Below are 22,490 nucleotides of genomic sequence, written 5' to 3'. Positions count from 1 at the left end.
CCGGGCCGCAGGCGCAGCGGCCCCCTCGGGGGGCAGGGAGCTACACGCAGTGAGCGACCGTGGGGGCTCATTTAGTTTTTGAATCGACATATGTCTCGATTCAATTTGACCGTGTTGCCGTGCGGCCGCGACACTTCGCGCACTCGATCAGGGTGGGAAATACCAATAAGCCATAACACGGAGATAAAAAGACATGTCTGGATTCCTCGATAAAGAGCGCATCATTGCCGGCCCCGGCTTCAACCGCTGGCTGGTGCCTCCCGCCGCCCTGGCGATCCACCTGTGCATAGGCATGGCCTATGGTTTTTCGGTGTTCTGGCTGCCGCTGTCCAAGGCGCTGGGCATCAAGGAATCCATCAAATGCGGCCCTGAAGTCGGCTTTATCGCCGAGCTGTTCACCACCAGCTGCGACTGGAAAATCTCCACCCTGGGCTGGATGTACACCCTGTTCTTTGTGCTGCTGGGCATTTCCGCGGCCACCTGGGGCGGCTGGCTGGAACGCGCCGGCCCGCGCAAGGCCGGCGTGGTGTCGGCCGTGTGCTGGTGCGGCGGCATGCTGATCTCGGCCCTGGGCATTTACCTGCACCAGTTCTGGCTCATGATCCTGGGCTCCGGCGTCATAGGCGGCATAGGCTTGGGCCTGGGCTACATCTCGCCGGTCTCCACGCTGATCAAGTGGTTCCCGGATCGCCGCGGCATGGCCACCGGCATGGCCATCATGGGTTTTGGCGGCGGCGCGATGATAGGTTCGCCGCTGGCGGCCGACCTCATGAAATATTTCGCCACACCGACCAGCGTGGGCGTGATGCAGACCTTCGTCGTCATGGCTGTCGTGTATTTCGTCTTCATGATGGCCGGCGCCTTCGGCTACCGCGTGCCTGAAACCGGCTGGAAGCCCGAAGGCTGGACGCCGCCGCCCGCCGCCACCAACACCATGATCACGCAGCGCCATGTGCACGTGAAAAAAGTCTGGGGCATTCCGCAGTTCTGGCTGATCTGGATGGTGCTGTGCATGAACGTGAGCGCCGGCATCGGCGTGATCGGCATGGCCTCGCCCATGCTGCAGGAGGTGTTCGGCGGCTCGCTGATAGGCGTGAGCCAGAAGTTCGGCGAACTCGACAAGGCGCAGCTGGCCGCCATCGCCACCGTGGCCGCCGGCTTTACCGCGCTGCTGAGCCTCTTTAACATCGGCGGCCGCTTCTTCTGGGCCAGCCTGTCCGACAAGCTGGGCCGCAAGATGACCTATGTGGTCTTCTTCGTACTGGGCGGCGTGCTGTATTTCAGCGTGCCGGGCAGCGCGGCGGCCGGCAGCATTTTGCTGTTCGTCGGCGCTTTCTGCGTGATCCTGAGCATGTACGGGGGCGGCTTTGCCACCGTGCCGGCCTACCTGGCCGACATCTTCGGCACCCAGATGGTGGGCGCCATCCACGGCCGCCTGCTGACGGCCTGGGCCACGGCCGGCATCCTGGGCCCGGTGGTGGTGAATTACATGCGCGAATACCAGCTGGGGCTGGGCATTCCGCGCGAGCAGGTGTACAACCAGACCATGTACATCCTGGTGGGCATGCTGGTGGTGGGCCTGGTCTGCAACCTGCTGGTGCGTCCGCTGAACCCCAAGTGGTTCATGACCGACAGCGAGCTTGCGGAAGAAAAACGCCTGGCCCATGAAAAAGCCGTGGCCTCGGAACTGCACCGCACCAATGGCGGCAACGGCGGCGGCACGGTGAGCCCCGCGGTGGTGGTGCTGGCCTGGCTCGCGGTGGGCATTCCGCTGGCCTGGGGTATTTACCGCACGCTGCAAAGCGTGGCCAAATTTTTTGCCTGAGCTTCCCTTGTTTTATTGATTCATACATCTTTTCGTTTCAAGCCAAGCCGTTCCCGCGCCGCGCGCGGGAACGCCGGCCCAGCCAACAATGAACCATCCTGGTCGCAGTCCTGAAGTCAAGGCCGTTGCCGTCGCAACGGTCGACGAAATGCGCGAGCGCATACGCCGCAAGAGCAAGCTCAAGGGGCGCCAGGCGGACGATGCATCGCTGGACGAGGTGCGCGCGCTGATAGGCGCGCGGCCCGAGGCGGGCCACAGGCGCGACCTGCTGATCGAGCACCTGCACGCGCTTAACGACGCTTACCGCTGCCTGCATGACAGGCACCTGGTGGCCTTGGCCAAGGAGATGAACATCCCCATGGCCGAGGTCTACGAGGTCGCGACTTTTTACCACCACTTTGAAGTGATTCGCGGCGACGGCCAAGCTCCAGGCCTCACGGTGCGGGTCTGCGACGGCCTGGCCTGCGAGCTGGCCGGCGCGCAAGATCTGCTGGCGCGCCTGCCGGCGCTGCTTGGAAGCCAGGACGTGCGCGTGGTCGCCGCGCCCTGCATAGGCCGCTGCGAGCAGGCGCCCGCCGTCGCGGTGCACCAGCGGGCCGTGCCTTGTGCCACGCCGCAGGCTGTGGTCGCGGCAGTCGGCCAGGCGCAAAGCGCCGCCGGCGTCGCCCAAGCCGCCGTGCCTTTTAACGCCGTCGATTTCGCCGAACAAAGCGTGACCGGCATCGATACGGCAGCCATGCCCGCTTACACCGGCTATGCGCTGTACCGCGAACACGGCGGCTATGCGCTGGCCGCGGCGGTGGTCAACGGTGAGGAAGATGCCGAACGCATCATCAAGGCCATGGAAGACTCCGGCCTGCGCGGCCTGGGCGGCGCGGGTTTCCCGGCCGGCCGCAAATGGCGCATCGTGCGCGAGCAGCCGGCGCCGCGCCTGATGGCCGTCAACATCGACGAGGGCGAACCCGGCACCTTCAAGGACCGCACCTATCTTGAGCGCGACCCGCACCGCTTCCTCGAGGGCCTGCTGGTCGCGGCCCAGGTGGTGGGTGTGGAGGCCTGCTACATCTACCTGCGCGACGAATACCACGACTGCCGCGCCATCCTGCAGACCGAGATCGACAAGCTGCGCGCCGACCCGCCCTGCGAGCTGCCGCTGATCGAGCTGCGGCGCGGCGCGGGCGCCTACATCTGCGGCGAAGAGTCCGCCATGATCGAAAGCATAGAAGGCAAACGCGGCGAGCCGCGCATGCGACCGCCCTACATCGCGCAGGTGGGCCTTTTTGGCCGGCCCACGCTGGAGCACAACTTCGAGACCCTGTACTGGGTGCGCGACATCGTCGAAAAAGGCCCGCAGTGGTTCAGCGGCTTCGGCCGCAACGGCCGCAAGGGCCTGCGCAGCTTCAGCGTGAGCGGGCGCGTCAGGCATCCCGGCGTCAAGCTGGCGCCGGCCGGCATCACGGTGCGCGAGCTGATAGACGAATACTGCGGCGGCATGGCCGAGGGCCACGACTTTTACGCCTACCTGCCCGGCGGCGCCTCGGGCGGCATCCTGCCGGCGTCCCTGGGCGACATTCCGCTGGACTTCGACACCCTGCAGCCTTATGGCTGTTTCATAGGCTCGGCCGCCGTCATGGTGCTGGGCCACCAGGACCGCGCGCGCGACGCCGCCCTCAACATGATGAAGTTCTTTGAACACGAAAGCTGCGGCCAGTGCACGCCTTGCCGCGTCGGCACGGCCAAGGTCGCGCAGCTGATGCAGGCCGGGCGCTGGGACGGCGACACGCTGGAAGACCTCAACATCGTGATGACCGACGCCTCCATCTGCGGCCTGGGCCAGGCCGCGCCCAACCCGGTGCGCAGCATCCGGAAATATTTCGCGCATGAGATCGGAGCCGCGGCATGAACGCCCCCGCCAAACTCGCTGAAGTGCTGCCGCAAACCGTGGAGTTCAAGCTCGACGGCAAGAGCATCCATGCCTACGAAGGCGAAACCATCTTCAAGGCTGCCGCGCGTCACGGCGTGGACATTCCCCACCTTTGCTACAAGGACGGCCTGCGGCCTGACGGCAACTGCCGCGCCTGCGTGGTCGAGGTCAAGGGCGAACGCACGCTGGCCCCCAGCTGCTGCCGCAGCGCCACGGCCGGCATGGAGGTGCAGGCCCAAAGCGAGCGCGCGCTCAAGAGCCAGAAAATGGTGCTGGAGATGCTGCTGTCGGACATGCCCGACGCCGGCTACAAATGGAATGAAAAAGACGAGTCGCTGCAGCACGGCGAACTGAGCGAATGGGCAGCCCGCATGGAGGTGAGCGTGCGCCCCGAGCTCAAGGCCCTGCGCCGTGAACAGCCCGCGGCCGACGTCTCGCATCCCGCCATGGCGGTCAACCTCGATGCCTGCATCCAGTGCAACCGCTGCGTGCGCGCCTGCCGCGAGGAGCAGGTCAACGACGTGATCGGCTACGCCATGCGCGGTTCGCACAGCGAGATCGTGTTCGACCTGGACGACCCCATGGGCGACAGCACCTGCGTGGCCTGCGGCGAATGCGTGCAGGCCTGCCCCACGGGCGCGCTCATGCCCAAGTCGCAGGTCGGCTCGCAGGTGGTCGATAAAAAGGTCGACTCGGTCTGCCCCTTCTGCGGCGTCGGCTGCCTGCTGACCTACAACGTCAAGGACAACAAGATCGTCAGTGTGGACGGGCGCGACGGCCCGGCCAACCATTCGCGGCTGTGCGTCAAGGGCCGCTTTGGTTTTGACTACGCGCACAGCCCGCAGCGCCTGACGGTGCCGCTGATACGCAAGGCCGGCGTGGGCAAGGACCCCGAGGCGCTGCAAAACCTCAACCGCGACAGCGCCGACTGGTCCGAGGTGTTCCGCGAGGCGACCTGGGAAGAGGCGCTGGCGCTGTCCGCCGGCAGCCTCAAGGGCTTGCGCGACACGCACGGCAAAAAAGCCCTGGCCGGTTTCGGCTCGGCCAAGGGCAGCAACGAAGAGGCCTACCTGTTCCAGAAGCTGGTGCGCACCGGCTTCGGCTCCAACAATGTGGACCACTGCACGCGGCTGTGCCATGCCTCCAGCGTCGCGGCCCTGCTCGAAGGCGTGGGCTCGGGCGCGGTCAGCAACCAGGTCAACGACGTGGAGCATTCGGACCTGATCTTTGTGATCGGCTCCAACCCCACGGCCAACCACCCGGTGGCCGCCACCTGGATGAAAAACGCCGCCAAGAACGGCGCCAAGATCGTGCTGGCCGACCCGCGCATCACCGATATCGGCAAGCACGCCTGGCGCACCCTGCAGTTCAAGGCCGACACCGACGTGGCCATGCTCAACGCGCTGATCCACACTGTGATCGACGAGGGCCTGGCCGACCAGGACTTCATCGCGCGGCGCGCCAGCAATTACGAGGCCTTGAAAGAAAACGTCAAGGGCTACAGCCCCGAGGCCATGGAGCCCATCTGCGGCATCCCGGCGCAAACCCTGCGCGAGGTGGCGCGCGAATTCGCCAAAGCCAAGGGCGCGATGATCCTGTGGGGCATGGGCATCAGCCAGCACGTGCACGGCACCGACAACGCGCGCTGCCTGATCGCGCTGGTCACGGTGACCGGCCAGATCGGCAAGCCCGGCTCCGGCCTGCACCCGCTGCGCGGCCAGAACAATGTGCAGGGCGCCAGCGACGCGGGCCTGATCCCCATGATGTTCCCCAACTACCAGCGCGTGGACAACGCCGGCGCGCACGCCTGGTTCGAGAAATTCTGGGACACCCCGCTGGACGAAAAGCCCGGCTATACCGTGGTCGAGATCATGCATAAGGCGCTCGCGCCCGACAGCGACCCGCACAAGATACGCGGCATGTACATCATGGGCGAGAACCCGGCCATGAGCGACCCCGACCTCAACCACGCGCGCCACGCGCTGGCCAGCCTGGAGCACCTGGTGGTGCAGGACATCTTCATGACCGAAACCGCCTGGCTGGCCGACGTGGTGCTGCCGGCCACCGCCTGGCCCGAAAAAACCGGCACGGTCAGCAACACCGACCGCATGGTGCAGCTGGGCAAGCAGGCCATCACGCCGCCCGGCGAAGCCAAACCCGACCTCTGGATCATCCAGCAGATCGCGCAGCGCATGGGCCTCAACTGGAACTATGCGGGCGAGCATTCGGGCGTGGCGGCCGTCTATGAGGAGATGCGCCAGGCCATGCACGCGGCGATCTCGGGCATCAGCTGGGAGCGGCTGCAGCGCGAGTCCAGCGTGACCTATCCCTGCCTGAGCGAAGACGACCCCGGCGCGCCCACCGTCTTCATAGACCGCTTCGCCACCAACGACGGGCGCGTGCACCTGGTGCCCGCCGACATCATCCCGGCCAACGAGCGGCCCGACGCGGACTTCCCCTTTGTGCTGATCACCGGGCGGCAGCTCGAGCACTGGCACACCGGCAGCATGACGCGGCGCGCCACGGTGCTCGATGCGATCGAACCCATGGCCACGGCCTCGCTGTGCGGCGACGACCTGGCGGCGTTGGGGCTGCAGGCCGGCGACGTGATCACCGTGCAGTCCCGGCGCGGCCAGGTCGCCATCCACGTGCGGCGCGACGACGGCACGCCGCACGGCGCGATCTTCATCCCCTTCGCCTATTACGAGGCGGCCGCCAACCTGATGACCAATGCCGCGCTGGACCCCTTCGGCAAGATCCCGGAGTTCAAGTACTGCGCCGTCGCGATACGCCGCGGCGGCCAGGTGTCGGCCACCCAGGGTTATGGCGAAGGGATAGCCCGCTAGGGTCTTTGCAGCGGAAGAAGGCCCGGTCGTACACTGCGGGCATGCCCGACTTCCAGCTGCGTTCCCCCGAAACAGACGCCGGCGTGCAGCGGCCCTGCACGGCGGCGGCCGTTGTCATGCGCCGCGAACGCATCAACAACCGCTGGCAACCCTGGCGCTGGGTGCTGTCCGACGTTGTGCCCCATGAAGACGGCTTTGGCGCCGTGCCGCGGCTGCTGCTCAAGGACGAACGCGAGGAGCGCTGGCTGCACCCGGGCTTTGCGGTCGAGCTGTTCACCGACGACGCCGAAGGTTATTACCTCAATGCCAGCACCGCGCAGCCCTGCTTCTGGGTGCTGTGGCGCATGGAGGAAGAAGCCTTGCTGGCCGACGAGCCGATTGCCGTTCCCCAGACCGTGACCCTGAGCTACCACGATGCCGGCCGCTGGCTGGACGCGCAGGAAACCGTGGAGCAGGTGCCCGCGCCGCCCGAGGTGGTGTCGTGGCTGCGCGAGTTCGTCGACAAACACCATGTGGCTGAACCCAAGCGCCGGCAGCGTCCGCAAAGCTTCAAGTCCCTAAGCGACCGCTTCGGCAATCCCGCGAGTGTGAGCACAGGCAAAAAAACCGGTGGAGGCGGCCATGGCGGATGAACCCACGGGCTTCCTGGGCCGTTGGGCGCGCCGCAAGGAAGAGGCGCGCCAGGGCAAGGCTTTGGATGAGCCGGCTGCCGCTTCCGCCCCGGCTGGGTCTGTGCCGCCTGCCGCGCCTACCGCCCCCGTCCAGCCGCAGCCGGCTGCCGCAGCGGCGCCCGCGCCGGCTGATGACCAAGCCCCCAAAGTGCTGACACTGGACGACGCCAGGCTGCTGACCCGGGATTCCGACTTCAAGCCTTTTATGGCCGGCAATGTGAGCCCCGAGGTGCGCAACGCAGCCATGAAAAAACTCTTTGCCGACCCGCACTTCAATGTGATGGATGGGCTGGACACGTATATCGACGATTACTCCAAGTTCGAGCCGATTCCCGAGTCCATGCTGCGGCAGATGGCCAGTGCGAAGTTCCTCAAGCTGTTTGACGAAGAGGAAGAAAAGGAAAAGGACGAAGACAAGAAGGGCGCAGCGCACGACGCCGCGGCCCCGCCACGGGAAAGCGCGAATAACCCCACGGATGAAACCGTGGCACAGTCCTCCTATGAAAACCCGGACATAGCTCCTCCCGAGCCGGCCGGGCCCGCACAGACCAGCCAACCCGCGCCCCCCGTGGCCGGTAGCCAACCAGACCATGCCCACACTGATTTGCGACTGCAACCAGACCATGCCGCTCCAGCCCCAGGCGCTGGGCGCGGCCCTCAATGAGAGCCTGACGCTGCATTCGGCGCTGTGCCGGCGCGAAGCCGGGGCTTTCCAGAAGGCCGTGCAATCGGGCGACGACGTGGTGGTGGCCTGCACCCAGGAAAAACGCCTGTTCGCCGAGGTCGGCGCGCAAACTGAGGGTGCGACATCGGTCGTCAAGTTCGTCAATATCCGTGAGACCGGCGGCTGGAGCAAGGATGCTTCCAGCGCCGGCCCCAAGATCGCGGCACTGCTGGCCGCGGCCCAGTTGCCCGATGCCGAACCCGTGGCCACCGTGACGTACAAAAGCGCGGGCCGGCTGCTGATCGTCGGCCCGGTGGACCAGGCCGAGCAGGTGGCGGCATTGCTGGCCGACACGCTGGAAGTAACCATCTTCGCGCAGGGTGTTTCCGCGTCGGCCCAGGCTGGCTTTCCCGCGCAGGAGCGCCAATACCCGGTGATCAGCGGCGAGCGGCTTGCGCTCAAGGGCTGGCTGGGCGCGTTTGAAGCGAGCTGGGACAAGACCAACCCCATAGACCTGGACCTGTGCACGCGCTGCAATGCCTGCGTGGCCGTATGCCCCGAAGGCGCCATAGACCTGAGCTACCAGGTCGACAGCGCCAAATGCACATCGCACCGCGACTGCACGGCCGTCTGCAAGGTGGCCGGCGCGATCGACTTCAACCGCGCGCCGCAAAGCCTCACCGAAGCCTTTGACCTGGTGCTGGACCTGGGCGCCAGGCCGCTGTTCACGCTGCATGCGCCGCCGCAAGGCTATTTCGCGCAGGACGCCTCCGCCGGCCTGGCCTCGCCCGGCCTGCCGGCCACCGTGCTCAAGCTGCGCGACATGGTGGGTGAATTTGAAAAGCCCAAATTTTTTGCCTACAAACAAAAACTCTGCGCGCACAGCCGCAACGACACCGTGGGCTGCAATGCCTGCGTGGACATCTGCTCGGCCGGCGCCGTCAGCAGCGAGAAAAAGCGCCAGCAGATCGTCGTCAACCCCAATCTTTGCGTCGGCTGCGGCGCCTGCACCACGGTGTGCCCGACGGGGGCGCTCACTTATGCTTATCCGCGCGCGAGCGAGCAGGGCGTGCGCTTCAAGACCTTGCTGTCGGCCTATGCAAAAGCCGGCGGCACGCAGCCGGTCCTGCTGTTCCACAGCCAGGGCAGCGGCCAGCAGGCTGTTGAGGCCCTGGGACGCGCCGCGCGCCTGCAAAAAACCGAGCGCGGCGTGCCGGCCAATGTGATCCCGCAGGCGCTGTGGCACACGGCCAGCCTGGGCCTGGACCTCTGGCTCAGCGCCGTCGCCTTCGGCGCTTCGCAGGTCGCGGTGCTGGTGACCGACGAGGAGGCGCCGGCTTATCTCGAAGGCCTTGCGCAGCAGATGCGCGTGGCGCAAGCGCTTGTGAACGGCCTGGGCTATGCGGGCGTTCACTTCCATTTGCTGCGCGCGCAAGCCGGCGATGTCGCCGGCCTGGACGCCGGCCTGCAGGCCCTGGCCCGCAACCGGCCCGCCGTGCCCGCCGTCCCGGCGCGCTTTGCCGTTGCCCAGGAAAAGCGTAGCACGCTGGACATGGCGCTGGACCACCTGATTCAGCAGGCGCCCTCCGCCCTGCCCGAAGCGATTGCGCTGCCCGCCCAGGGCTCGCCCTTCGGCAGCCTGGTGGTCAATGCCGACAGCTGCACCTTGTGCCTGAGCTGTGTGAGCGCTTGCCCCGCGAGCGCGCTGCAGGACAACCCCGAGCGCCCGCAGCTCAAGTTCATCGAAAAAAACTGCGTGCAGTGCGGCCTGTGCGCCACCACCTGCCCCGAGGACGCGATCACGCTGCAGCCGCGCTTGCTGCTGACACCGCAACGCAAGGAGGCGAGGGTGCTTAACGAAAGCGCGCCCTACCACTGCATACGCTGCGCCAAGCCCTTCGGCACGCTCAAGGCCATAGAGTCCATGCTGGGCAAGCTGGCAGGCCATGCGATGTTCCAGGGCGCGGCGGCCGACCGGCTCAAGATGTGCGGCGATTGCCGCGTCATCGACCTGTATTCCGCCGAGAACGAGGTCAAAATCACCGACATTCGTTAGCATCCAGCACGAGAACAAGACACAAGACGCCACGCATGACGCCAGCCTCCCTGATCGCCACCACCCTGGACGAAGAAACCGCGCGCGCCGAGGTCTACGGCCTGCTGGCCGCGTTGTATTACGCCGCGCCGTCGGCCGAGCTCTATGACAACCTGCGCGTCGCTGTGACGGCCGCGCCCGCCGAAGGCGCGTTGCTGGAAAGCTCCTGGGGCGACTTGGTGGCCGCGGCGCGCGCGCAAAGCCGGGAGGCTACCGCCCAGGAGCACGATGCGCTGTTCGGCGGCGTGGGCAAGCCCGAGCTGTACCTCTTTGGTTCTCACTACCTCAGCGGTTTCCTCAATGAAAAGCCGCTGGCCGCCCTGCGCACCGAACTCGCGGCGCTGGGCCTGACGCGCGACGAGTCCATGCCCGAGACCGAGGACCACGTGGCCTACCTCTGCGAAGTCATGCGCTACCTGATCGCCGGCGACGACGTGGCCGTGGCCAACCTCACGCGGCAGCGCGAGTTTTTCGCGCGCCACCTGCAGCCCTGGCTGCCGCTGATGTGTGAGGCCATCACGCAACACCCCAAGGCGCGCTTTTACGCAGCGCTGGCGGCCTTCACCCAGACCTTCATGAGCGTCGAGGCGCAGGGCTTTGACATGCTGGCCTGAGGCTGCGCCGCTCGCAGAGGCGAATGTTTTCTCAATATGAGACAGCCCGCGGCGCGGCGATCATAAGATAGCCTATCGTTTTCCCTAGCCCCCCGGATTGAGTCGGACAAGCCATTGTGGCGCGTGGCTCTCTGACGTACAGTACTATGCAAACGGTTGCATACCGAGCAAGCCTTCCCCTGGAGAACACCATGCAGGACAGCCAGCCAAAACCCTCGCGACGGGGATTCTTTTTCGGTGCCGCCGCCACGGGCGCGGCCGCAGCGGCCGTTGTGGCCCTGCCCGGCGCGCCGGCCCTGCAGGCCGAACTCCCGGCACCCAAGCCGGCCCCTGAAAAAGGCGGCGGCTACAGCCTCTCGGAACACGTCAAGCGCTACTACAAGACCACCCGCGTCTAACCGTTCGACCGCCAGCGCCCAGCCCGGTTTCACTTTCCCACGGAGAGCTTCATGCTGCTCACGAAAAAAACTTCCGAAGTCCATCCCGCGCACCGCGCTTCCACGCGTTTTGTGCACAGCCTGTCGCGGGGCCTGTCCAATGCCCTGCCCACCATGGACCGCCGCGCCTTTTTGCGCCGCTCCGGCCTGGGTGTCGGCGTGGGCCTGGCGGCGACGCAACTGAGCCTGGTCAAAAAAGCCGAGGCCGCCGCGCCCGGCGCCACCGCTGCCGGCGGCAAGATAGAAGTCAAGCGCACGGTGTGCGGCCATTGCTCGGTCGGCTGTGCGGTCGATGCCGTGGTCGAAAACGGCGTCTGGGTGCGCCAGGAGCCGGTGTTCGACTCGCCCATCAACCTGGGCGCGCACTGCGCCAAGGGCGCCGCGCTGCGCGAGCACGGCCACGGCGAATACCGCCTGCGCTACCCGATGAAGCTGGTGAACGGCAAGTACGAACGCATCAGCTGGGACACGGCGCTCAATGAAATCAGCGCCAGGCTGCTGGAGCTGCGCAAGGAAAGCGGCCCCGACTCGGTCTACTGGGTGGGGTCCTCCAAGCACAACAACGAGCAGGCCTATCTGATGCGCAAGTTCGTGAGCTTCTGGGGCAGCAACAACTGCGACCACCAGGCCCGCATCTGCCACTCGACCACGGTGGCCGGCGTCGCCAACACCTGGGGCTACGGCGCCATGACCAATTCCTACAACGACATGCAGAACAGCAAATGCGCGTTGTACATAGGCTCGAATGCGGCCGAGGCCCATCCGGTCAGCATGCTGCACATGCTGCACGCCAAGGAAACCGGCTGCAAGCTGATCGTGGTGGACCCGCGCTTCACGCGCACAGCGGCCAAGGCTGACGACTACGTGCGCATTCGCTCGGGCTCGGACATTCCCTTCCTCTTCGGCGTGCTGTATCACATCTTCAAGAACGGCTGGGAAGACAAAAAATACATCAACGACCGCGTCTACGGCATGGACAAGGTCAAGGCCGACGTGATGGCCAAGTGGACGCCCGACAAGGTGCTGGAAGCCTGCGGCGTGGACGAGGCCACCACGCTCAAGGTGGCCACCATGATGAGCCAGAACCGCCCCAGCACCATCGTCTGGTGCATGGGCCAGACCCAGCACACCATAGGCAATGCCATCGTGCGCGCCTCCTGCATCCTGCAGCTGGCGCTGGGCAACGTCGGCAAGTCCGGCGGCGGCACGAATATTTTCCGCGGCCATGACAACGTGCAGGGCGCGACCGACGTCGGCCCCAACCCCGACTCGCTGCCCGGCTACTACGGCCTGGCCGAAGGGTCCTGGAAGCACTTCGCCAAAACCTGGGGCGTGGACTTCGACTGGATCAAGGGCCGCTACGCCTCGGCCGCCATGATGGGCAAGCCCGGCATCACGGTGTCGCGCTGGATAGACGGCGTGCTCGAGAAAAACGATCTCATAGACCAGGACGCCAACCTGCGCGGTGTGTTCTTCTGGGGCCACGCGCCCAACTCGCAGACGCGCGGCCTCGAGATGAAACGGGCCATGGACAAGCTGGACCTGCTGGTCGTGGTGGACCCGTATCCTTCAGCCACCGCCGCCATGGCCGCCATGCCCGGCAAGGCCGAGGATCAGAACCCCAAGCGCGCGGTCTACTTGTTGCCGGCCGCCACGCAGTTTGAAACCAGCGGCTCGGTGACCGCCTCCAACCGCTCGCTGCAGTGGCGTGAAAAAGTGATAGAGCCGCTGTGGGAAAGCCGCAGCGACCACATGATCATGCACCAGTTCGCCGAAAAGCTGGGCTTCGCCAAGGAGCTGTCCAAGAACTACAAGATGCAAAAGGTCAAGGGCCTGGACGAGCCCGTGCCCGAGGACATCCTGCGCGAGATCAACAAGTGCGTCTGGACCATAGGCTACACCGGCCAGAGCCCCGAGCGCCTGAAGGCGCACATGCGCAACATGCACTTGTTCGACGTCAAGACCCTCAAGTCCAAGGGCGGCAAGGACAAGGAAACCGGCTACGACACCACGGGCGACTATTTCGGCCTGCCCTGGCCGTGCTACGGCAGCCCGGAGCTCAAGCACCCCGGCTCGCCCAATCTTTATGACACCTCCAAGCACGTCATGGACGGCGGCGGCAACTTCCGCGCCAACTTCGGCGTCGAAAAAGACGGCGTCAACCTGCTGGCCGAGGACGGCTCGTGCTCGCTGGGCGCCGAGATCACCACCGGCTATCCCGAGTTCGACCACCTGCTGCTCAAGAAGCTGGGCTGGTGGAACGACCTGACCGATGCTGAAAAAACCGCGGCCGAAGGCAAGAACTGGAAGACCGACTCTTCCGGCGGCATCATCCGCGTCACTATGAAGCTGCACGGCTGCCATGTGTTCGGCAACGCCAAGGCGCGCGCCGTGGTCTGGAACTTCCCCGACGCGATCCCGCAGCACCGCGAGCCGCTGTACGGCAATCGCGCGGACCTGCAGGCCAAGTACCCCACGCATGACGACAAGAAGGCCTTCTGGCGCATGCCCACGCTGTACAAGACCATCCAGCAGAAAAACATCGCCGACAAGGTGCATGAGAAATTCCCGCTGGTCATGACCTCGGGCCGGCTCGTCGAGTACGAAGGCGGCGGCGAGGAAACCCGTTCCAACCCCTGGCTGGCCGAGCTGCAGCAGGAAATGTTCATCGAGATCAATCCCAAGGTGGCCGCCGAAAAAGGCATACGCAACGGTGAACGCGCCTGGGTCAGCACCCCCACAGGCGCGCGCCTGAACGTGCAGGCCATGGTGACCGAGCGCGTGGGCCCCGACACGGTGTTCATGCCCTTCCACTTCTCAGGCCGCTGGCAAGGCGCCGACATGCTGGCCTATTACCCCAACGGCGCGGCGCCCGTGGTGCGTGGCGAGGCCATCAACACGGCCACCACCTATGGCTACGACAGCGTCACGATGATGCAGGAAACCAAGACAACCGTCTGCAACGTCGAACGAGCATAAGGAATCACCATGGCACGCATGAAATTTGTCTGTGACGCCGAACGCTGCATCGAATGCAACGGCTGCGTCACCGCCTGCAAGAACGAGAACGAGGTCCCCTGGGGCGTGAACCGCCGTCGCGTGGTGACGCTCAACGACGGTGTTCCCGGCGAAAAATCCATCTCGGTGGCCTGCATGCATTGCAGCGACGCACCCTGCATGGCCGTCTGCCCGGTCAACTGCTTTTACCGCACCGACGAGGGCGTGGTGCTGCACGACAAGGACATCTGCATAGGCTGCGGCTACTGCTCCTATGCCTGCCCCTTCGGCGCGCCGCAGTTCCCGGCGGCGGGCACCTTCGGCGTGCGCGGCAAGATGGACAAGTGCACCTTCTGCGCCGGCGGCCCCGAAGTCAACGGCAGCCAGGCCGAGTTTGAGAAATACGGCCGCAACCGCCTGGCCGAAGGCAAGTTGCCGGCCTGCGCCGAAATGTGTTCCACCAAGGCCTTGCTGGCCGGCGACGGCGACGTGGTCGCCGACATCTTCCGCAACCGCGTGGTGCAGCGCGGCAAGGGCGCCGAGGTCTGGGGCTGGGGCACGGCCTATGGATCCAAACAAGCGGGCCAGCCGCCCGCGGGAGCCAAATCATGAAGCGCCTCGCGATACTGGTTTGCGTCACGGCGGCCTTCACCGTCTTGAGCGCTTGCGGCGAAAAACCGCAAACCCTGGGTAGCGGCGCAAGAAGCGACACCGCGGCCTTCCAGGGCACCGACAACGCCTTCGCCGCGCCCGGCTGGACCAAGGGCGACAAGGCCAGCTGGGAGCAGGGGCTCAAGGCCCGCATGCAGAACGGCCAGAACGAATACACCAAGACGGCTACGTCGAAATAGCGACCGGAGGCCCTTATGTTTCTTGCGCGACCCGTTCTCTTTTTGCTGCTAGCCGGCCTGGCCGGGTTGGCGGCCGCGCAGGCCCCCGCGCCGCAGTCCTCGGGTGCCGTCACTGCAACGCCCGCGCCCGCACCGGCTGCCGCGAACGGCATCCAGGGCCAGAACATCTTTGAGGTCAAGCCCGACGCCAGCGCCGACCCCAATTACGCCAAACAGTCCAACGGCGAACGCGCCAAGGTCCAGCCCGGCAACAACGCGCCCCTGTGGCGACAGGTGGGCGAGGGCGTTACCGGCTACAGCAGCCTGCCCAAAAGCGAAGCGCCCGAAGCCGGCAACCTGATCCAGCCCTTTGTGCAATACCCCGGTTCGCGCCTGACCAACGCCGGCGAGGCCTGGCGCCAGGTGCGCAACAACTGGATCATTCCCTACGGCGGCTCCCTGTTCCTGATCGTGCTGCTGGCGATCGCGATTTTTTACTTCAGCAAGGGTTCCATCAAGACCCATGGCGCCGATACCGGCCGCAAGATAGAGCGCTTCACGCCTTTTGAGCGCGCCGCGCACTGGTCCAACGCGATCGCGTTTTCCATCCTGGCGATCTCCGGCCTGGTGATGGCTTTCGGCAAGTTCTTTTTGCAGCCCGTCATCGGCGGTGCGCTCTTCGGCTGGCTGACCTGGGTGCTCAAGACGATGCACAACTTCGCCGGCCCGCTGTTCGCGGTGTCGCTGGTGATCGTGTTCTTCACTTTCCTGCGCGACAACTGGCCGCAAAAGGGTGACCTGCGCTGGCTGGCCAAGGGCGGCGGCTTGGTTACGGGCGGTGAAGAGCCGCCCTCGAACCGCTTCAACGCGGGCGAAAAACTCATCTTCTGGGGCGGCGTGTTTGTCCTCGGCATCGTGGTCGTATCCTCGGGTTTTGTGCTCGACAAGCTGCTGCCCGGCCTGGTTTACGAGCGCGCCACCATGCAGGTCGCGCACATGGTGCATGCCGTGGCCACCGTGCTCATGATGTGCCTGTTCCTCGGCCACATCTACCTGGGCACTGTCGGCATGCAGGGCGCCTACAAGGCCATGCGAACCGGTTATGTCGACGAGACCTGGGCGAAGGAGCACCATGAATACTGGTACGACGATATCAAGGCCGGCAACATTCCGGCCCAGCGCAGCAACACGCCTGTTGAGCCGCCCGGCCAGATCGCGCAGGCATAAAGAGCGACAAGGACCCACGCCATGAAAAAACTCCTGACCCTGGGCCTGCTGGCCGCCGCGTCGGCTACGGTGATGGCCAAGCTGCCGGCCCCGAGCGAAGAGGCCAAGGCCAAAGCCGCCGAGGCCGCTGCCAAGACGGCCTGGACCGGCAAGCTCGAGGCTTACCAACTGTGCAAAGCGCAGGACAAGGTGGCCGCCGCTTATTACAAATCGGCCAAGGCCGCCGGCAAGGACACCAAGCCGCCCGCCGCCGCGCCGGCCTGCGCCGACCCCGGCCCCTTTGCCTATACCCCGCCCGAGGCCAAGCCGCTGGAAGCCGCCGGCGCGCATTCGCCGGCCGGCAACGCCACCAGCCCGCCCAGCACCAAACAGCCCGATGCGGTCGGTAACCCCGCCAAGAAATCCTGATCCCTCCCCCCTTCCAAAAGGCCGGCTCCGCAAGGGGCCGGCTTTTTTGTTGTAGTCTTGCCGCATGCCTTCGCCATCACCTTTGCCCCGCCTGACAAACGCCAGGGCGCCCCTGACCTGCGAGGTCGAGACCGTCAATGAATACGGCGAAACGCAGCAGGTCTCCATCCCGGCCGAGCGTGCACTCACCGTATACGTCGACAAGCGTGAGCTCGTGACCTTGATGACGCTGGGCGCCCATCCCGAACTGCTGGTGCTGGGTTATTTGCGCAACCAGCGCCTGGTCAAGGATGTGGCCGACATTGATTCCATCACCGTGGACTGGGAGGTGGGCGCCGCCGCCGTCAAGACCCGCCGCGGCATTGAAGACATCGAGGAAAAAACCGCGCGCCGCGTGGTCACCACCGGTTGCGGCCAGGGCAGCGTGTTCGGCGGCCTGATGGACGAGGTGGACGGCATTGCGCTGCCTGCCGACGCGCGCATCAGCCAGGGCCAGCTCTACGCGTTGGTCAACACCATACGGCTCAAGGAAACGACTTACAAATCCGCCGGCTCGGTCCATGCCTGTGCGCTGTTCGCGATGACGGATGGGGATCCCGAGATGCTGCTTTTCGTCGAAGACGTGGGCCGCCATAACGCCATCGACACCATCGCCGGCTGGATCTGGATGCAGGCCAGCCCTTTGGTAAGCAAATCGGACAAGGTGTTTTATACGACGGGGCGCCTCACCAGCGAAATGGTCATCAAGTCCGCGCAGATGGGCGTGCCCATTGTGGTCTCGCGCAGCGGCATCACACAGATGGGGCACCAGGTGGCGCAGACGGTCGGCCTGTGCGCCATTGGCCGCGCCACCCACAAGCGGTTTGTCTGCTATGCCAATCCGCAGCGGCTCGTGCTGCAGCCCGAACTCGCGGGCGCCAGGCCTCCTGTTGTTTCGTCGTCTTCTTCCACGGCCGCTTCATGACCGACACTTCCCTCAGCCCCGGCCCCGACACGGCCATCAACCCAGCGGTACAGCCGGAAGAGGCAGCAGCCCCGGCCACGCGCCTTCCCCTTTGGCGCTGGTGTGTCGAAGGCCTGCGCGCGGGCATTTTTCTGAAACCCCGGGTCGACGGCCGCACACCGACGCCCCTGCAGGCGCTCATGCTCACCGCGTTGGTGGTTGCCGCTGAAGTCGCCCTGCTCCGGCTCGAGATCGCGGGCCCCGCGCGCCTGGACGTCCAGGCCTGGTTGTCGGCCTGGTGGACGGCCGGGCTGTTCATCGGCCTGGCCTGGTGGGCTTTTCCGTCAGCAGGGGCAGCGCAGCCCGGTGGCGAAGAGCCCCGGCGCCCCGCAGGCGTGGGTGCCGCTTTTGTGCTGTGGGTGCTTGCTTCGCTTCCCAACACCCTGGTGTACCAGTGCCTGATAGGTGCCATCTCGCATGGCTGGCTCGCGGGTGCGGTGTTTTCGCAGGCCTGGCTTTACTGGGCGTTTTATACGGTGTTCACCGCCTGGTCTTTGGGCGCGGCCATTGTGCTGGTGCTGCGCTTTACCGGCCTGACGGCGCGCGCCGCGGTGTTCGCAGTCGCCCTGGTGGCCGCGACCGGCCTCGGTACCTGGCAGTTCGACGCCCGTGCCTGGCAGCAAGACTATGAACGCGATGCCGTGGCGGACAGCAGACCTCGGCTGCAGCTGAGCCAGCAGACCTTTGAAGAACAGCAGGCGTTGTGGGAAAAAACCATGGCCGCCATCGCGCATGAGCGCTCGGGCGTGACCGACGTCTACGCCCTGGTGTTCGCCCCCTATGCCGCGGAAGACGTCTTCCTGCGCGAAAGCACCATGGTCAGCCGCGTGCTGGCCGAGCGCTTTGACGCCGAGGGCCGTGTGGTGCAGCTGGTCAACCACGCCACCACCGCGCAAACCCACCCCTGGGCCACAGCGTTCAACATGGAGCGTGCCATCGACGCGATCGCCCAGCGCATGGACCGCAACAACGACCTGCTGGTGGTCTACATGACCTCGCACGGCGCCAGCGACTTCAAGCTGGCCGCCGCCCACTGGCCGCTGGAGGTGCCGCCTGTGAGCCCCGATGAGCTGCGCGAGGCGCTGGACAGGGCCGGCGTGCGCCACCGCGTGATCGCGATCTCGGCCTGCTACTCGGGCGGCTGGGCCGACGCGCTGGCCGGCGACACCACCCTGGTCATGACGGCGGCCGACGCCACCCACACTTCTTACGGCTGCGGGCGCCGCTCCGAACTGACCTTCTTCGGCCGGGCCCTGTTTGACGAGCAGCTGCGCAAGACCCATTCCTTCGAACAGGCTTTTGCGCGGGCCGTCCCGCTGATCAAGCAGCGCGAGATCGACGCCGGCAAGGAAGACGGCTTTTCCAACCCGCAGATCCGGGTGGGCGCCGACATCGCGCCGGTGCTGCGCGCGCTGGAAAAACGCCTGGACGCGCTGCCGCCGGTTGCCGCCGCGCCCGTGGCCGCCGCCGGCGCCGCCCGGCCATAACCGCTGCATACCCCGGCTGCGAACCCGGCCATCGCCCGGGGTCGCGGACTTTGCGTTATGGTCTGCCCATGAACACCCTTTTCCTCAAGCTCGGCTGGAAAACCATGCTGCGCGACCTGCGCGCGGGCGAGTTGCGCCTGCTGATCGTGGCGGTCACCCTGGCCGTTGCGGCGCTCACCGCCGTCGGTTTTTTTGCCGACCGCCTCAAGGGCGGCCTGCAGCGCGACGCGCGCCAGCTGCTGGGCGGCGACGCCGTGATTCGCAGCGACGGCCAGACACCGGCCGCGTTTATCGCCAAGGCGCGGGAACTGGGCCTGCAGGGCATTTCCACCGTCACATTTCCCACCATGGGCCGCGCCCCCGATGCCGACGGCGGCGCCAGCAAGCTGGTGGCCTTCAAGGCCGTGCCCCAAGGCTATCCCTTGCGCGGCAGCATGAAGGTGGCCGGCAGCCTGGATGAGCCCGGCGCTGACACGCGCGAGGTGCCGGCCCCCGGCACGGCCTGGGCCGATGCCTCGCTGCTCGACGCGCTGGGCCTCAAGCTGGGCCAGACCCTGCTGCTGGGCGATGCCGGCTTCAAGCTCACGCGCATCATCGTGCAGGAACCCGATCGCGGCGCGGGCTTCATCAGCTTTTCGCCGCGCGTGATGGTCAACCAGGCCGATGTGGCGGCCACCAACCTGATACAGCCCGCCAGCCGCACCAACTACCGTTTTGCCGTCGCCGGTGACGACAAGGCGGTCAAGGCCTACGTGAAATGGGCCGACACGGAAATCAAGAAGCCTTTTGAACAATCGGGTGTGCGCGGCGTGCGCCTGGAGTCACTCGAGTCGGGCAGCCCCGAGATGCGCCAGACCCTGGACCGCGCCGAAAAATTCCTGAACCTCGTGGCGCTGCTGGCGGCCTTGCTGAGCGCGGTGGCGGTGGCGATTGTGGCGCGCGGTTTCGCGGCCAAGCACCTGGACGACTGTGCCATGCTGCGTGTGCTGGGCCAGCCCCAACGCACCATCGCGCTGGCCTACACCTTTGAGTTCGTGCTGGCGGGCCTGTTCGCCAGCGCCCTGGGCGTGGCCCTGGGTTTTGCCGTGCACTACGGTTTTGTGCTGCTGCTGGCAGGCCTGGTCGAGACTGCGCTGCCGGCCGCCACTTTCTGGCCCGTGCTGTTCGGCATGGGCATGGGCCTGACGCTGCTGCTGGCCTTCGGCCTGCCACCCGTGCTGCAACTGGCCCAGGTGCCGCCGCTGCGCGTGATCCGCCGCGACGTCGGCAACTTGAAGCCCGCCTCGCTCGCGGTGCTGGGCGTGGGCGTGGCTGGTTTTGCGGCCCTGCTGGTGGCCGCCAGCAGCGACCTGAAGCTGGGCCTGATCGCCGTGGGCGGTTTTGCCGGCGCGGTGGCGGTGTTTGCCGTCGCCAGTTTCGCCGCCGTCAAGCTGCTGCGCGCCAGCGTGCACGAGGCCACCGCGCCGCGCTGGCTGGTGCTGGCCACGCGCCAGCTTTCGGCAAGGCCGGTGTACGCCGTGGTGCAGACCAGCGCGCTGGCCGTGGGCCTGCTGGCGCTGATGCTGCTGGTGCTGCTGCGCACCGACCTCATCAGCAGTTGGCGCAGGGCCACGCCGCCCGATGCGCCCAACCGCTTTGTCATCAACGTGCAGCCCGAGCAGGGCGAGGCTTTCCAGCAGGCGCTGCGCGACGGCGGTGTGAAAAAATTCGACTGGTACCCCATGATTCGCGGCCGCCTGATCGCGGTCAACGGCAAGCCCGTCACCCCCGACGATTTTGAGGACGACCGCGCCAAGCGCCTGGTGGACCGCGAGTTCAACCTCTCCAACAGCGCGGACATGCCTTCGCACAACCAGCTCAGCGGCGGGCGCTGGACGGCCGGCGAACAAGGCGCCGTCAGCGTCGAGGACGGCCTGGCCAAGACCCTGGGCCTCAAGCTCGGCGACAGCCTGCGCTTTGACATAGGCGGCCAGGCCAGCGAGGCCAAAATCACCAGCCTGCGCAAGGTCGACTGGGGTTCCATGCGCGTCAACTTCTTTGTGATGTACCCGGTGGCCAAACTGCCGGCTGATGTGCCGGTCTCTTTTATCAGCGCCTTCCGCGCGCCCGAACCCGTGGCCGCCGTGGCAGGCCAGCCGCGGCCGCAAAGCTTTGACAATACCCTGGTCAAGGCCTTTCCCAACATCACCAATGTCGACATGAGCAGCACGCTGGCCCAGGTGCAGCGCGTGCTCGACCAGGTGATACGTGCGGTGGAGTTTTTGTTCGGCTTCACCCTTGCCGCCGGCCTGGTCGTATTGTTCGCCGCCATCACCGCCACCCGAGAAGAACGCGCCAAAGAATTCGCCATCATGCGCGCCGTGGGCGCGCGCGCCTCGTTGCTGCGCCAGGTGCAACGCGCCGAACTGGCGGGCGTCGGCCTGCTGGCCGGTTTCCTGGCCTCCGTCGTTGCACTGGCCGTGGGATGGGGCTTGGCGCGCTTTGTGTTTGACTTCAGCTGGACCGGGTCGTGGACTGTGCCTTTGCTGGGCAGCCTGGCTGGGGCTGTATTGGCTTTGGCGGCGGGGTGGTGGGGTTTACGGTCTGTCTTGAATACGCCAGTGGTGGAGACGCTGCGGAAGGCGCAGTGACGGGCGCCTTCTGAACTCCGTTCGGGCTACCCCCTGTTGAAATCTTTTTTGTTCTATTGCTGCTTTCTCTTCATGGTGTTGCTGGCCGGGGGTAGCCCGGCGGCTACTCACTTTTCTTTTGCTTCGCCAAAAGAAAAGTAAGCAAAAGAAAAGGCGACCCTGGTTGCTGCGTCCCTCCGCTTCGCTACGGGCAACCTGCGGTGCTCGGTCCAGGCGGGGTCTCGCTAAACTCGCCTTCGGCTCAGACAACGCCAGCCCTGATCCGCCTGAACCTCCGCTCCTCGGCGCATACAGAAGGGTGGGGGAAGAAATACCAAACAGCCAACAGCCGAAGACAGGCGCTGCCGTATTGGCCCCACGCCGCAACCGGCTCCCCGACCATTCGATAATCCCTGCATGCAAATAGAAGAACGCCCCCCCGGAAACCCGCCCTTCGAAACCCCCTTTGCCTGGATAGGCGGTGAGGAACGCGTCAAGGTCCTGGTCGAGCGCTTCTATGATTTGATGGACCTGGAGCCGGGCTACAAAGCCCTGCGCGCCGCGCACGGCAGCACGCTGGACAATGCCCGCCAGCGGCTGTTCTGGTTTTTGTGCGGCTGGCTGGGCGGGCCGCAGTATTACACCGACCGCTTCGGCCATCCGCGCCTGCGCATGCGCCACATGCCGCAGCAGACCGGCGGCGGCTCCATCGGGATTGCCGAGCGTGACCAGTGGCTGGCCTGCATGGACCAGGCCATGCGCGAGACCGGGGTGGATGAAGGCCTGCGCACGCGGCTCAATGCGTCTTTTTTCCAGACGGCGGACTGGATGCGCAACCGGGGCGAATAAGAGA

General features: G+C 65.9%; 17 protein-coding genes. All 17 read left to right on the top strand.

Features of this window, described 5'->3' with window-relative positions; genetic code table 11:
- Positions 1-193: 193 nt before the first annotated feature.
- The 17 genes from PMI15_RS19880 to PMI15_RS19800 all read left to right on the top strand — a co-directional run bounded on the left by PMI15_RS19880 (position 194) and on the right by PMI15_RS19800 (position 22,486).
- A complete protein-coding gene (locus PMI15_RS19880; RefSeq protein ID WP_007873631.1) occupies positions 194-1,825 on the top strand; it encodes an OFA family MFS transporter in 1,632 nt (543 codons plus the stop codon).
- An 88-nt stretch (positions 1,826-1,913) separates the two neighbouring features.
- On the top strand, positions 1,914-3,728 hold the full coding sequence (locus PMI15_RS19875; RefSeq protein WP_036840256.1) for an NADH-ubiquinone oxidoreductase-F iron-sulfur binding region domain-containing protein: 1,815 nt from the start codon (positions 1,914-1,916) through the stop codon (positions 3,726-3,728).
- Positions 3,725-6,595 (top strand): formate dehydrogenase subunit alpha, encoded by a 2,871-nt coding sequence (gene fdhF, locus PMI15_RS19870; protein WP_007873629.1) that lies wholly within the window; start codon positions 3,725-3,727, stop codon positions 6,593-6,595. Before PMI15_RS19875 ends, fdhF begins: the two co-directional genes overlap by 4 nt.
- 41 nt (positions 6,596-6,636) lie before the next feature.
- On the top strand, positions 6,637-7,227 hold the full coding sequence (locus PMI15_RS19865; protein WP_007873627.1) for a DUF3305 domain-containing protein: 591 nt from the start codon (positions 6,637-6,639) through the stop codon (positions 7,225-7,227).
- Entirely contained in the window at positions 7,217-7,930 is a 714-nt protein-coding gene (locus PMI15_RS19860; RefSeq protein ID WP_007873625.1) for a DUF3306 domain-containing protein, read from the top strand. The genes PMI15_RS19865 and PMI15_RS19860 overlap by 11 nt, the downstream gene beginning before the upstream one ends.
- Complete coding sequence (locus PMI15_RS19855; protein WP_157214687.1) at positions 7,857-9,986, top strand: 4Fe-4S binding protein; 2,130 nt, start codon at positions 7,857-7,859, stop codon at positions 9,984-9,986. Before PMI15_RS19860 ends, PMI15_RS19855 begins: the two co-directional genes overlap by 74 nt.
- A gap of 35 nt (positions 9,987-10,021) precedes the next feature.
- The gene (locus PMI15_RS19850) at positions 10,022-10,639 is read left to right on the top strand and encodes a molecular chaperone (protein ID WP_007873623.1); all 618 of its coding nucleotides are present in this window, start codon (positions 10,022-10,024) and stop codon (positions 10,637-10,639) included.
- Between the two features lie 191 nt (positions 10,640-10,830).
- Positions 10,831-11,037: a hypothetical protein gene (locus tag PMI15_RS19845; RefSeq protein WP_007873617.1), complete on the top strand. Its 207-nt coding sequence runs from the start codon at positions 10,831-10,833 to the stop codon at positions 11,035-11,037.
- Positions 11,038-11,088: 51 nt separating this feature from the next.
- Positions 11,089-14,055, top strand: coding sequence for a formate dehydrogenase subunit alpha (locus PMI15_RS19840; protein ID WP_007873613.1), 2,967 nt, complete (start codon positions 11,089-11,091; stop codon positions 14,053-14,055).
- A gap of 9 nt (positions 14,056-14,064) precedes the next feature.
- Positions 14,065-14,685, top strand: coding sequence for a formate dehydrogenase FDH3 subunit beta (gene fdh3B, locus PMI15_RS19835; RefSeq protein ID WP_007873612.1), 621 nt, complete (start codon positions 14,065-14,067; stop codon positions 14,683-14,685).
- The gene (locus PMI15_RS19830; RefSeq protein WP_007873611.1) at positions 14,682-14,924 is read left to right on the top strand and encodes a hypothetical protein; all 243 of its coding nucleotides are present in this window, start codon (positions 14,682-14,684) and stop codon (positions 14,922-14,924) included. Before fdh3B ends, PMI15_RS19830 begins: the two co-directional genes overlap by 4 nt.
- Positions 14,925-14,939: 15 nt before the next feature.
- A complete protein-coding gene (locus tag PMI15_RS19825; RefSeq protein WP_007873610.1) occupies positions 14,940-16,130 on the top strand; it encodes a formate dehydrogenase subunit gamma in 1,191 nt (396 codons plus the stop codon).
- Between the two features lie 21 nt (positions 16,131-16,151).
- Positions 16,152-16,538 carry a hypothetical protein gene (locus PMI15_RS19820; RefSeq protein ID WP_007873608.1) on the top strand — a complete coding sequence of 129 codons (387 nt, stop codon included), beginning with the start codon at positions 16,152-16,154 and terminating at the stop codon, positions 16,536-16,538.
- A 64-nt stretch (positions 16,539-16,602) separates the two neighbouring features.
- Entirely contained in the window at positions 16,603-17,502 is a 900-nt protein-coding gene (locus PMI15_RS19815; RefSeq protein WP_007873606.1) for a formate dehydrogenase accessory sulfurtransferase FdhD, read from the top strand.
- The gene (locus PMI15_RS19810) at positions 17,499-19,028 is read left to right on the top strand and encodes a C13 family peptidase (protein WP_007873601.1); all 1,530 of its coding nucleotides are present in this window, start codon (positions 17,499-17,501) and stop codon (positions 19,026-19,028) included. Before PMI15_RS19815 ends, PMI15_RS19810 begins: the two co-directional genes overlap by 4 nt.
- A gap of 68 nt (positions 19,029-19,096) precedes the next feature.
- The gene (locus PMI15_RS19805) at positions 19,097-21,658 is read left to right on the top strand and encodes an ABC transporter permease (RefSeq protein ID WP_007873599.1); all 2,562 of its coding nucleotides are present in this window, start codon (positions 19,097-19,099) and stop codon (positions 21,656-21,658) included.
- 396 nt (positions 21,659-22,054) lie between these two features.
- Positions 22,055-22,486 carry a group II truncated hemoglobin gene (locus PMI15_RS19800; protein WP_007873597.1) on the top strand — a complete coding sequence of 144 codons (432 nt, stop codon included), beginning with the start codon at positions 22,055-22,057 and terminating at the stop codon, positions 22,484-22,486.
- Positions 22,487-22,490 lie beyond the last annotated feature (4 nt).

Source organism: Polaromonas sp. CF318 (assembly GCF_000282655.1).
Lineage (GTDB): Bacteria > Pseudomonadota > Gammaproteobacteria > Burkholderiales > Burkholderiaceae_C > Polaromonas.
Note: the sequence above shows the minus strand (reverse complement) of the source record. Positions and strands in the feature narration are given on the sequence as shown.